The sequence below is a fragment of the Micromonospora sp. URMC 105 genome (assembly GCF_051386295.1).
GTDB lineage: Bacteria > Actinomycetota > Actinomycetes > Mycobacteriales > Micromonosporaceae > Micromonospora.
The window spans coordinates 17,285-29,834 of record NZ_JBPQTL010000068.1 but is presented as its reverse complement, the minus strand read 5'-3'; the positions used below and the strand labels follow the sequence as shown (position 1 = coordinate 29,834).

The 12,550-nt window shown below is 73.1% G+C and carries 9 protein-coding genes; 4 read left to right on the top strand and 5 right to left on the bottom strand.

The genetic code is table 11. The features are described from left to right. Nucleotides 1–244 precede the first annotated feature (244 nt). From mfd to ACSNN7_RS20450, 3 genes are all read left to right on the top strand, one after another. Nucleotides 245–3,883: a transcription-repair coupling factor gene (mfd, locus tag ACSNN7_RS20460; RefSeq protein ID WP_436682513.1), complete on the top strand. Its 3,639-nt coding sequence runs from the start codon at nt 245–247 to the stop codon at nt 3,881–3,883. 62 nt (nt 3,884–3,945) lie between these two features. After that, nucleotides 3,946–4,731 carry a hypothetical protein gene (locus ACSNN7_RS20455; RefSeq protein WP_436682511.1) on the top strand — a complete coding sequence of 262 codons (786 nt, stop codon included), beginning with the start codon at nt 3,946–3,948 and terminating at the stop codon, nt 4,729–4,731. Nucleotides 4,732–4,733: 2 nt separating this feature from the next. Then, a complete protein-coding gene (locus ACSNN7_RS20450; RefSeq protein ID WP_436682509.1) occupies nt 4,734–5,714 on the top strand; it encodes a nucleoside triphosphate pyrophosphohydrolase in 981 nt (326 codons plus the stop codon). 64 nt (nt 5,715–5,778) lie between these two features. Here ACSNN7_RS20450 and ACSNN7_RS20445 read toward each other — a convergent pair whose 3' ends face one another. The 3 genes from ACSNN7_RS20445 to ACSNN7_RS20435 are packed head-to-tail and all read right to left on the bottom strand — an operon-like array spanning nt 5,779 to nt 9,139. Next, on the bottom strand, nt 5,779–7,941 hold the full coding sequence (locus ACSNN7_RS20445; RefSeq protein ID WP_436682508.1) for an FtsX-like permease family protein: 2,163 nt from the start codon (nt 7,939–7,941) through the stop codon (nt 5,779–5,781). Continuing rightward, a complete protein-coding gene (locus ACSNN7_RS20440) occupies nt 7,938–8,618 on the bottom strand; it encodes an ABC transporter ATP-binding protein (protein WP_436682507.1) in 681 nt (226 codons plus the stop codon). Before ACSNN7_RS20440 ends, ACSNN7_RS20445 begins: the two co-directional genes overlap by 4 nt. Then, complete coding sequence (locus tag ACSNN7_RS20435) at nt 8,615–9,139, bottom strand: PadR family transcriptional regulator (protein WP_436682505.1); 525 nt, start codon at nt 9,137–9,139, stop codon at nt 8,615–8,617. Before ACSNN7_RS20435 ends, ACSNN7_RS20440 begins: the two co-directional genes overlap by 4 nt. A 119-nt stretch (nt 9,140–9,258) precedes the next feature. Between ACSNN7_RS20435 and ACSNN7_RS20430 the strand changes: the two genes are divergently transcribed. Next, entirely contained in the window at nt 9,259–10,878 is a 1,620-nt protein-coding gene (locus ACSNN7_RS20430; RefSeq protein ID WP_436682504.1) for a DUF885 domain-containing protein, read from the top strand. Between the two features lie 8 nt (nt 10,879–10,886). On the opposite strand, the gene ACSNN7_RS20425 is transcribed toward ACSNN7_RS20430, so the two are convergent. Together ACSNN7_RS20425 and ACSNN7_RS20420 are read right to left on the bottom strand one after the other, a co-directional pair. Then, complete coding sequence (locus tag ACSNN7_RS20425; protein WP_436682502.1) at nt 10,887–11,819, bottom strand: NAD(+) diphosphatase; 933 nt, start codon at nt 11,817–11,819, stop codon at nt 10,887–10,889. After that, on the bottom strand, nt 11,816–12,508 hold the full coding sequence (locus tag ACSNN7_RS20420) for a hypothetical protein (protein WP_436682500.1): 693 nt from the start codon (nt 12,506–12,508) through the stop codon (nt 11,816–11,818). Before ACSNN7_RS20420 ends, ACSNN7_RS20425 begins: the two co-directional genes overlap by 4 nt. Between the last annotated feature and the right edge of the window lie 42 nt (nt 12,509–12,550).

The window sequence follows — 12,550 nt, the reverse complement described above, 5'->3', positions numbered from 1 at the left end:
GCCCACCCCCGTCAAGATCCCCTAACGCCCGCCCGGGGCCCGCGCGCTTTCCGAGAAAGAGGGGCCTTTCCCGCGGGAAAGGCCCCTCTTTCCGAGAATTCGTGCCCATGGGGGCGCCGGCCGGCCCGGGCCTCGCGGGTCCGCCCGGATTGTCTGCGGGGCGGGATAGTCTCGACGGGTGCACCCCCCGTCCGGCTGGACGCGGGGCCGTCGCCGTGCGTCGATTTCCTGGAAGTGATCACAGATGCTCACCGGACTCTTCTCCGCCGCCCTGGCCGACCCCGGGCTGGCCCGGGCGCGTGACCTGGCGCGCTCCGGTGCCGCCCAGGTCGACGGCCTCGATCTCACCGCCCCGGCCGCCCTGCGCCCGTTCGCCGTCGCCGCCGTCGCGGCCGACGAACCGGCCGGTGGGGCCGGGCGTCCCGTGCTCGCCGTGACCGCCACCACCCGCGAGGCCGACGACCTGGCCTCGGCGCTGGGCAGCCTGCTCCCGCCCGAGCAGGTGGCGGTCTTCCCGTCCTGGGAGACGCTGCCGCACGAGCGGCTCTCGCCGCGATCCGACACCGTCGGCCGCCGGTTGGCGGTGCTGCGCCGGTTGGCGCACCCGCAGTCGGCCGACGCGCACGGCCGCACCGGCCCGCTGCGGGTGGTCGTCGCGCCGGTGCGGTCGCTGCTGCAACCGCAGCTCAAGGGGCTCGGCGACCTCGAACCGGTGCAGCTCTCCGCCGGCGACGAGGCCGACCTGGAAGAGGTCGCCCGCCGGCTCACCGACATGGCGTACGCGCGGGTCGACCTGGTCACCAAGCGCGGCGAGTTCGCCGTGCGCGGCGGCATCCTGGACGTCTTCCCACCCACCGACGAGCACCCGTCCCGGGTCGAGTTCTGGGGCGACGAGGTGGAGGAGATCCGCACCTTCGCCGTGGCCGACCAGCGCACCATCGAAGGCGTCCCGCAGCTCTGGGCGCCGCCCTGCCGGGAGCTGCTGCTCACCCCGGCGGTGCGGGAGCGGGCCGCCGCCCTGGCCGGGGAGCACCCGGAGCTGGCCGAGATCCTCGACAAGCTGGCCGAGGGCATCCCGGTCGAGGGGATGGAGTCGCTGGTCCCGGCGCTGCTCGGCAACGAGAGCCTGGAGCTGCTGCTGGACTGCATGCCGGCCGGCACCCACGTACTGCTCTGCGACCCGGAGCGGATCCGCACCCGGGCGCACGACCTGGTCCGTACCTCGGACGAGTTCCTCCAGGCCAGCTGGGCCGCGGCCGCCACCGGCGGTCAGGCCCCGGTCGACCTCGGCGCCGCCGCCTTCAAGACCCTGGCCGAGGTACGCGCGGCGGCCCGCACGCTGCGCCAGCCCTGGTGGACCCTCGCCCCGTTCGGGCTGGGCGAGGCCGGCGCCACCGCGACGGTGCGGCAGCCCTGGGAGGACGAGCCCGCCGAGGTGGACGTCACGCCCGACGACGCGATCGCGGTGAGCCTGGCCGCGCAGCCCGCTCCGCTCTACCACGGCGAGACCTCCCGGGTGGTCGACGACGTCAAGCGCTGGGCCGGCGAGGGCTGGTCGATCGCGCTGGTCTTCGAGGGGCACGGCCCCGCCGAGCGGGCCGTCGAGGTGCTCCGCGACGCCGGTCTGGGCGCCCGGCTGGTCGAGGAGGTGCCGAGCGCGCCCGCCCCCGGCGAGCTGCTGGTCGGCTGCGGGTGCCTGACCGCCGGCTTCGTCGACGAGGCGTCGAAGTTCGTGCTGCTCACCGGCAACGACATCACCGGCGGCCGGGGCACCTCCACCCGGGACATGCGCAAGATGCCGAGCCGGCGGCGCAACACCATCGACCCGCTGGAGCTCAAGGCCGGCGACCACGTGGTGCACGAGCAGCACGGCATCGGCCGCTACGTCGAGCTGGTGCAGCGCACCGTCAACGGGGCCTCCCGGGAGTACCTGGTCATCGAGTACGCGCCGAGCAAGCGCGGCCAGCCCGGCGACCGGCTCTTCGTCCCCACCGACCAGCTCGACCAGCTCTCCCGGTACGTCGGCGGCGAGCAGCCCACCCTGCACAAGATGGGCGGCTCGGACTGGCAGAAGTCCAAGGCCCGGGCCCGCAAGGCGGTCAAGGAGATCGCCGCGCAGCTGATCCAGCTCTACGCCGCGCGCAAGGCGTCCAAGGGCCACTCGTTCGGCCCCGACACCCCGTGGCAGCGGGAGCTGGAGGACGCCTTCCCCTGGCAGGAGACGCCGGACCAGCTCGCCGCGATCGAAGAGGTCAAGCGGGACATGGAGCAGACCGTCCCGATGGACCGGCTGATCTGCGGCGACGTCGGCTACGGCAAGACCGAGATCGCGGTACGCGCGGCGTTCAAGGCGGTGCAGGACGGCAAGCAGGTGGCGGTGCTGGTGCCGACCACGCTGCTGGTGCAGCAGCACTACAACACCTTCGCCGAGCGGATGAGCCAGTTCCCGGTGCAGATCCGGCAGCTGTCCCGGTTCCAGACGCCGAAGGAGTCCGAGCGGACCCTGGAGATGGTGGCCGACGGGACCGTCGACATCGTCATCGGCACCCACCGGCTGCTCCAGACGGCCACCCGGTTCAAGCAGCTCGGCCTGGTCATCGTCGACGAGGAGCAGCGCTTCGGCGTCGAGCACAAGGAGCACCTGAAGAGCCTGCGCGCCTCGGTCGACGTGCTCAGCATGTCGGCCACGCCGATCCCCCGGACGCTGGAGATGGCGATCACCGGCATCCGCGAGATGTCCACCATCGCCACCCCGCCGGAGGAGCGGCACCCGGTGCTCACCTTCGTCGGGGCGTACGACGACCGGCAGGTGGCCGCCTCCATCCACCGTGAGCTGCTCCGCGACGGGCAGGTCTTCTACCTGCACAACCGGGTCGAGTCGATCGACAAGGCGGCCCGGCGCATCCGCGAGCTGGTGCCGGAGGCACGGGTGGCCGTGGCGCACGGCCAGATGGGCGAGGACGCGCTGGAGAAGGTGATGGTCGGCTTCTGGGAGAAGGAGTTCGACGTCCTGGTCTGCACCACCATCGTGGAGTCCGGCATCGACATCCCGAACGCCAACACCCTGATCGTGGAGCGGGCCGACCTGCTCGGCCTGGCCCAGCTGCACCAGATCCGGGGCCGGGTCGGCCGGGGCCGGGAGCGGGCGTACGCGTACTTCCTCTACCCGCCGGAGAAGCCGCTCACCGAGCACGCCCACGAGCGGCTGGCCACCATCGCCCAGCACACCGAGCTGGGCGCCGGCATGTACGTGGCGATGAAGGACCTGGAGATCCGGGGCGCCGGCAACCTGCTCGGCGGCGAGCAGTCCGGCCACATCGAGGGCGTCGGCTTCGACCTGTACGTCCGGATGGTCGGCGAGGCGGTGTCGGCGTTCAAGGGCGAGCGCACCGAGGAGGAGGTCGACGTCAAGATCGACCTTCCGATCGACGCGCACCTGCCGCACGACTACGTCGGCGTGGAGCGGCTGCGCCTGGAGATGTACCGCAAGCTGGCCGAGGCTCGCGACTCCGAGCGGCTGCGCGAGGTGGTCGCCGAGATGACCGACCGGTACGGCGAGCCGCCCGCCCCGGTGCAGAACCTGGTCGCGGTGGCCCGGTTCCGCCTGCTGGCCCGCCGGTACGGCCTGACCGACGTGTCGATGCAGGGCAAGCACATCCGGTTCGGCCCGCTGCCGCTGCCCGACTCCAAGCAGTTGCGGCTCAAGCGCTACCACCCGGACTCGGTCTACAAGGCCGCGCTCGACCAGGTCAGCGTGCCCCGACCGAGCACCCGCCGGGTCGGCGGCGAGCCCCTGCGCGACCAGGCGCTGCTGGAATGGTGTGCGCAGCTGTTGAGCGATGTGCTGGGCGAGCCGGCGGCGCTGGCGGGGGCGTCGGCGTGAGGCCGGGCGCCCGTGGTGGGCGGCGTCACACCACGCATGCCGGGCATGAGAGAGTGACCGGCATGCGTGCACGCCGTCTCATCGCCGCCGCCAGCGTCGCGGCTCTCGGTGTCCTCTCCCTCGCCGCCTGCGGGAAGTCCTCGCCCGACGTGGCCGCGTACGTCGGTGACCGGACCTACTCGGTCGACCGGGTCGACGCGATCTACGAGGACGCCCAGGCGAAGTACGCGGAGGCGATCCGCCAGAGCGCGACGCAGGCCGGCGTCACCCCGACCGCGGACCAGCTCCGCTCCGCGGTGACCCGGCAGGACGTGGTGAACCTGCTGGTCAGCATCGAGCTCGGCAAGAAGGTCGTGGCCGAGCAGGGCCTGCAGGTGACGGACCAGGTCACCCCGGAGCAGCTCGCCCAGCAGCTCCAGATGCCGCCGCAGACCGAGTTCGCCAAGCTCTGGGGCGAGTGGGCCGACATCTCCCTGGTGCTCACCCAGAAGCTGCCGCCGGCCGAGCTCAGCGACGCCGCGGTGATGGCGGTCTACCACGCGATCGAGAAGACCGGCGGGATCCAGTCCGGCCTCTCGGTGGCCCAGGTGCGGCAGCTCTTCGGCGAGGGCGGCTTCGTCCGTACCGCGTCGGCGCTCAGCGCCGCCCTGGAGGAGCAGGCCGACAAGGTCGACCTGTCGGTCAACCCGCGCTTCCGGCCGCTCGGCGTCCCGTCCTGGGTCAACAAGGGCCAGGAGCTGGTCTTCTACGCCCTGCCGTACGTCGACGCCAGCGGCCCGGTGACCGACATCTCGACCCCCGAGCCGGTCGCCACCCCGGCCGAGCCGAGCGAACCGGTGGCCCCCTGAGCATGTCCGCCCGGATCGTCCTGCTGGTCACCTCGCCCCGGCTGCCGGCCGGCCTGCTGACCGCCGCCGCCTGGGACGTCGTACGCTCCGCGCCGGTGCTGACCGGCGAAGAGAGTGCGCTGACCACGGCGGTGCGGGCGGCGGGCGCCGAGGTCACGGTGGTGGAGACCGGCGCGACGCAGGCGCTGCTCGACGCGGTGGCCGCGCACGGTACGGCGGTCTGGCTGGCCGGTCCCGCCGGCGACGAGGCGCTCGCCCGGGAGCTGGGCCTGCGACTGGCCCGCCAACCGGGGCTGGCCGAGCTGGAGCTGATGTACGGCTCCTGGGACCCGCCCGGCGCGCGGCTGCTCGACGCGGTCGAGGTGATGGACCGGCTCGCCTCGCCCGGTGGCGACCCGTGGAAGCGCTCGCAGACCCACCGCAGCCTCGCCGGCTTCCTGCTGGAGGAGTGCTACGAGGCGTACGACGCGATCAGCGCCGACGACACCGACGCGCTCCGCGAGGAGCTGGGCGACGTGCTGCTCCAGGTGCTGCTGCACGCCCGGCTCGCCGAGGAGCTGCCCGAGGACGAGCGGTGGAGCGTCGACGACGTGGCCGGCGGCCTGGTGGACAAGATGGTCCGCCGCAATCCGCACGTCTTCGCCGGCGAGCAGGCGGGCAGTCTCGAGGAGATCGAGGCGAGCTGGGAGCGGATCAAGCAGGCCGAGAAGGCCCGCGGCTCGGTGCTGGACGGCATCGCGCTGAGCCAGCCCGCGCTCGCCCTGGCCGCCAAGATCCTCGACCGGGCCGGCCGGATCGGTCTCGCGGTGCCGCCTCCGCTGGCCGACAACCAGGTCGACCCGGAGGCCCGGCTCGGCGCCAGTCTGCTCGGTGCCGTGGCGGCGGCCCGGGAGGCCGGCATCGACCCCGAGGCGGCGCTGCGCCGCGCCGCCCTCGCCTACGCCGACGCCGTCCGCGCCGCCGAACGCACCACTCGAGACTGACCCAAGGCCTCCGTACGGTTTCTGGAGCGGCGGGGGGATGCCATCCCCCCCCCGACTCTCCCAGTCATTCGCTGCGTGCGGTCTCCGGGCCGGTGATGCGCTCCAGCAACGGCAGGGTGGAGGTGATGATGCCGAGGCAGGCCACCAGGCCGATGATCACGATCGCGTAGAACCCCACGCCTGGAGCGATGAGCGTGTAGCCCATCTGCGCCCTGAGGAACAACTGGGCGGCGAGGAAGCCCATGCCGATCGCGACCATGGCGACGGCCAGCATCGGTACGGCGCTTTCCAGAAGGACCACGCGACGCAGGATCCGCACCGGCGCGCCACTGAGGCGGAGCAGGCTGAAGGGGCGCTTGCGCTCGCTGAGGCCGCCGACCACGCTGACCGCGAGGCTGCAGCCCGCGAGTGCGAGGCTGGCGACGATGATGACGTTGGCCAACTGTTTCCAGCCGCGCAGTGTGTTGGCGAAGTCCGACTCGAAGTCGCCGGGCACGTGTGGGGCAACCCAGAGTTCCGTCGGGTAGGCAACCTCGAGGACGGTGCGCGAGCGTTCCAGCGCGGCGACCGAAGCGTCGGTGCCGACGACGATCGCCGCCACCGGCAACCGCTGGAGTTCGCCGACCGTGACGGAGGCGGCGGGCCAGACCCTCGTGGACGACACCGGTTGGTCGAAGGGCATGAGGCTCATCGGCACCTCGGCAACGGTGGCGCCGTCGGCGCACCGGCCGTACGCCGCCGGAAGATCGGCGCACGCGACCACCGACCCGTCGCGGTCTCTGCCGCGGTCCGGGTTCTCGCGGACCACCGTCGCGCTGCGCACGCCGGGAATCGCGCGCAGGTCGGTCAGCACCGTGTCGGGCACCGACGGCGGGTTCTCGGTGAAGACGGTGGACATCGTGCCGGCCTCGGTCGATCCGATCGGCGCCGGGCCGCGGTTGGTGGCGATCGTGGTGATCACGCCGACGGCCACGCTCGTGACGAAGAGGGTGAGCATGATGCCGCTGATCGCCCGGAAGCTGGCCTTCGGGTTGTCGGCGAGGCGCCGCGCGGCGATGAGCGTGGCGGGCCGGCTGGCGTGCCGTGCCATGACCCGGGCGCCGATCATGGTCAGCCAGGGACCGGCGAGGATCAGGCCGGCCATGATCAGCAGCAGCCCGGGAAGGAAGACGGCGGTCTGGCCGTCCGACGTGGGGGGCCGGTGGATCAGGGCGAATGCCAGCACGGCGACGCCGAGCACGAGTGGGATCAGCCGGTACGCGCGAGGCGGACGCGGGGTGACCCGCCGGGTGACGCCGAGCGGGGAGATCCGGACGCGCCGTAGCGAGACCCGCGCCGCCAGCGCCGCGCCGGCCGGCACGCCGAGCGCGACCACCAGGATGTCCAGCACTCCCAGCGACATGTCATCGGTGAAGAACCGCATGCCGGTGAACGGAATCGCGGCGAGCTGGCCGCGGAAGGCGAAGAACAGCAGGAAGCCGAGGGCGGTGCCGGTGACGGCCGCCGCGGCCGCCTCGACCGCCGCGATCAGCGAGATCTGTTTCGGTGTCGCGCCGACCAGGCGCATCGCGGCGAACCGCTGCTCCCGGCGGGCGGCGCTGAGCCGGGTGGCGGTGCCGATGAAGATCAGCACCGGAAACAGCAACCCACCGGCTATCACGCCCATGATGAGGTTCACCACGGTCTCGGGGAGCGCGGGAGGGTCGTCGCCGACGCTGGTGAGCTGTCTGGCGTTCGGCAGCTCGGCGATCTCCTCGGAGGTGCCGCCGACGATGATGAGCAGGGCGTCCGGCGACGGGAGCGCTGCCGGACCGATCGTGCCGAGGTGATGTCCGGGGTAGCGGTCGCCGAGCTGGTCGGCGGGGTTGGCGGCCAGCAGTTGCTGCATCGACGGCGAGGCGTAGTACTCGCCCGGCCGGGGCGTCTTCGGCACGCCGATCGGGATGGGCGCGTGGGGTCCGGTCGCGGCGACGTCGATGCGGACGATCTGCTCGCCGTGGAAGTAGTCGGTCCGTGTCGACCACCACAGTGGATCCGCGGTGCCGGCCGTGGACCCGGTGGGGTACAGCGACGCGTACCGGGTGAGCTGCGCGTCGACGGCGTTGATGCCGGCGAGGGTGGCCAGCAGCAGCCCGGCGCCCACGGCGACCGCGGCGGCGATGACGACGAGGCGGGTGAGCGCCTCCCGGCCGCCGGCCACAGCGAGGCGAAGCCCGAAGCCGATCATGACGCGATCCGCTCCGGCGCGTTCACGCGCCCGTCGCGGACGATGACCTCGCGGTCGGCGTACGCGGCGACTCGTGGTTCGTGGGTCACCAGGATGACCGTGGTGCCCTGCTCGCGGGCCGCGGCGACCAGCAGGTCCATGACCTGCTCGCCGGTGAGCGAGTCGAGCACACCGGTCGGCTCGTCTGCGAAGAGAACCTTCGGCCCGGCGACCAGGCCGCGGGCGAGGGCGACGCGCTGCGCCTGGCCACCGGACAGTTCCCCGGACCGGCGCTGCTCCATGCCGTCCAGGCCGAGCCGCTCGAACCAGCCGTACGCTTTTCGCAGTGCCTCCGTCCGGCGGACCCCGTTGAGCAGCAACGGCAGGGCGACGTTCTCCACCGCGGTGAGCTCCGGGACGAGCTGACCGAACTGGAACACGAACCCGAAGCGGTCCCGGCGCAGCGTGCTGCGCTCGGCCTCGGTCATGGAGTCGACCCGGGCCCCGTCGAACAGGACCTCGCCGGAGTCGGGAACGAGGATGCCGGCCAGGCAGTGCAGCAGCGTCGACTTGCCCGAGCCGCTGGGCCCCATGATGGCGAGGATCTCGCCCGAGTCCACGGCGATGCCGGCGCCCCGCAGCGCGGGAGTCTCGCCGAACGAGAACACCACGTCTCGCGCTTCGATCATGATGGTCATGGCCGTATCTCCTTCTTGAGGGCGTCCAGCCGGGCGCCGGTCATCTCGATCCACCGCAGGTCCGCCTCCAGGTGGTACAGCCCGTGATCGGCCAGCAGCGCGTCGACGAGGCTGCCGCTGCGCTTGATCCGGGTGAGCTCGCGCATCCGTTGCAGGTGTGCGCTGCGCTGGGTGTCGAGGTATTCGCCGGCGGGGCGATCCAGCATCAGTGCGAGCACGACCTTGGCGAACAGCACCGTCTGCAGATGCGGCTCCGGCTCGACCGGCTGGGTGAGCCACTGCTCGACCTCGGTCGCGCCCAGGTCGGTGATGACGTAGCGCTTGCGGTCGGGCCCGTCGCCCGGGCCGACCTCGCTGATCACGACCTTGCCGTCGCGGGCCAGTCGGCTGAGTGTCGAGTAGACCTGGCCGAACGGCAGCGGCTTGCCACGGCCGAAGTACGCGTCGTATTCGCGCTTCAGGTCGTAACCGTGGCTGGATTCCCGTTCGAGCAGGCCGAGGAGGGTGAGGGAAACGCTCATGCCGACAGAGTACACCGAAGGTATACACCGCGTATCTACTTGCGGGCCCGGATATCTACGGGCCGGGCCACGTGCGTCGGCGGGGGTGACGGGCGGGCAGGCGTCGGTAGGGTCGGGGGATGGAAGACTTCGTGCCGCTGGCCGAGCGGATCGTCGAGGCGTTGCTGGAGAGCCGGCCCGGGCTCGCCACCTCCGCCGGTGACCACCGGTACGACGACCGGCTCCCGGATCTCTCCGCCGACGCGGTCGCCGCGGACCAGGAGATGCTGAAGGAGGCGGCCGACGCGCTTTCCGAGCTGGACCCCGACGCGCTCGACGTCGAGGAGCAGGTCGACCACGCACTGCTCAGCGCCCTGGTCGACCGGGAGCTGTTCGAGCTGGGCGAGATCCGCGCGTACGAGTGGGACCCGCTACGGCACAACCCGGGGCCGCTGCTGCACGCGCTGATGGCCCGCCCGTACGCCCCGGCCGAGGAGCGCCTCACCCACCTGGCCGGGCGGCTCTCGGCCGTACCCGATGCCCTGGCGACCGCGCGCGCGACGCTGCGCGACATGCCGCGGATCCACGCCGAGACGGCGGTGGGACAGTTCACCGGCACGGCCGCGCTGATCCGCGACGAGGTACCGCTGCTGCTGGCGCAGGCGCCTGCGCTGTTCGACCGGGTGGAGCCGGCCGCCACCGGAGCGATCGCGGCGCTGGAGGAGTTCGTGGCCTGGCTGCGCGCCGGGCTCGCCGCCGACGCCGGGCCGGGGCGCGACCCCCGGCTGGGCCGGCGGCGCTGGGAGGCGCGGCTGTGGCACACCCTCGACACCGAGCTGGGCGCCGCCGAGGTGCAGCGCCGCGCCTGGGCCAACCTGGAGCGGGTCACCGAGGAGATCCGCGCGGCGGCCGTCGAGCTGGTCGGCGGGCCGGCCGACGACGAGACGGTACGCCGCGCGCTGGACCTGCTCGCCGCCGAGCACCCGGACGACGCCTCCATCGTGGAGCTCGCCTCGACCACCCTGGACGAGGCCGTCGACTTCGTCCGGCACCACGACCTGATCACGCTGGTCGACGACCCGTGCGTGATCCAGGAGATGCCCGAGTTCGCCCGCGGCGTCGCGGTCGCCTACTGCGACTCGCCCGGCCCGCTGGAGACGGCGGCGCTGCCCACCTTCTACTGCATCGCACCCACCCCGGCGGAGTGGCCCGCGCACCGGGTCGAGTCGTTCTACCGGGAGTACAACGACCACATGATCCGCAACCTGACCGTGCACGAGGCGATGCCCGGTCACTTCCTCCAGCTCGCCCACGCCCGCCGGTACGCCGGCCCGACCCGGGTCCGCCCGCTGACCGAGTCCGGGGTGTTCATCGAGGGCTGGGCGGTCTACACCGAGGAGCTGATGGCCGGCCTCGGCTTCGGTGGCCTGCCGGTGCGGTTGCAGCAGCTCAAGATGCAGCTACGGATGACCATCAACGCGCTGCTCGACCAGCTGGTGCACTGCGAGGAGCTGCCCGAGTCCGAGGCGATGGCGCTGATGACCGGGCGCGGCTTCCAGGAGGAGGGCGAGGCGGCCGGCAAGTGGCGGCGGGCGCTGCTGACCTCCACCCAGCTCTCCACCTACTTCGTCGGCTACAGCGAGATGGCCGACATCGCTGCGTCCCGCCCGGACGGGGTGTCGGTGCGCGACTGGCACGACGCGATGCTCGCGCACGACTGCCCGCCGCCGCGCCACCTGCGCACCCTGCTGGGCATCTGAGGCGGGTCTCAGCGCCGCCCTGCGGTCGCCGCCGCGTCGATCAGCCAGCGTGAGAGGGAGTACGCCGGGGGCAGCTCCGCCGGCAGCGCGTCCAGCGGGAACCAGCGCGCCTCGACCAGCTCCCGCTCGTCCACCACCGGTTCGGCGGACGGGTCGGCGGCGGTGGCGGTGAACCCGGTGAGCAGCGTGCCCGGGCCGGACATCGCCCACGGCTGGCTGCCGAAGTAGGCCACCCGGTCGACGGCCAGCCCGACCTCCTCGCCGACCTCCCGGCGTACCGCCGCCTCCAGCGTCTCGCCGGCCTCGACGAACCCGGCGACCAGCGCCCACAGCTCCGTCGGCCCGTAGGCGTGCCGCACCAGCAGCAGCTCGTCGGGGCCGCCGGCCGGACCGGGGCGGGTGATCGCGGTGAGCACGGCGGCGGAGAGCCGCATCGGTACGTACAGGTCGCAGCCCGGGCACCGGCGGGACGTCTCGCCGGGCACGTCGGCCAGCTCGGCGCGGCAGGCCCCGCACCACCGGTGGGTACGCCGCCAGGTGACGACCGCCAGCGCCCGTCCGGCCGCCGTGGCGTACGGCTCCGGCAGCTCGGCGGCGATCGACCGCCAGCTCCGCCGGCGCCCGGCCGGCTCGCTCCCCTCGACACTCTCGGGGACCTCGGCCGCCCAGGCCGGTACGCCGTCCAGCGTGCCGATCGGCACCCAGGCGGTGCCGGCGGGCAGTTCGCCGACGCGGGCGGGCTGCCCGTCGGCCCGGGTGAGCACCCGGCGGCCGCAGACCGGCAGGGCCCAGTCGTCCGGGCCCGGCGCGGCGCTGCCGTCGGCCCCGGGCAGGAAGCCGTGACTGCCGCGCGCCGCCGGCCCTTGCGGGGGTGCGGTGAGCGGCTGCTCGGCGGCGGCCGGCCGGTGGCCGGCGGGAAGGTCGGGGGAGGGCGCGGTCACGAAACGGTCGGCCGGCGGTCCACCACGCCCGCACCCGTCGGCACGGCGAAGGCGGTCGCGTCGACCGTCTCGGTGTAACGGGTCAGCGTCAGCTCGGTCGGGGTGCCGTCGAGGGTGCCGGTGAAGCTGCCCAGCACCCCCTCGGTGGTGACACAGGTGGTGAAGTCACCGGCCGAGCGGCGCACGTCGACGCAGGTGGCGTGGTGCCCGGCGACGGTGGTGTCGGACTGGGTGATCTGGGCCTGCGGGTCGAGGGCGGCCTCGGTGAGCAGCGCCATCACGGCCGGTGGGGTGACCAGTCCCCGCTTGTCCGCCTCCGTGTAGACGAGCACCGAGGGTTTGCCGGCGGTCAGCTCCGGCGGCAGCACGGTGCAGGCGGTCCGGTCGCCGGTGATCTCGCACCGGGTGACGGCCTCCTGGGTCACCGTGATCTTGCCGTCGGACCAGGTGTAGGAGGAGCGCAGCGGCTCCTGTGTCTGCGCGATCGAGGCCGTCCGGCCGCCGGCGAAACGGTAGTCCGCGGCCCAGGTCCCGGTCAGCGCGCCGTCCATCCGGGCGGCCAGGTCGTTGACCAGGTCGGCCCGGCCCAGCGCCCGTCCGGCGTCGTCCAGGGTCTGGCATCCGGTCACCGTGAGCGACGCGGCGAGCGACACCGCCAGCACGCGGAGAGTGGTCGATACGGCGGGCATGGCGACCAGGGTGGTCGATCGGGTCCACCCGACGCAAACCCG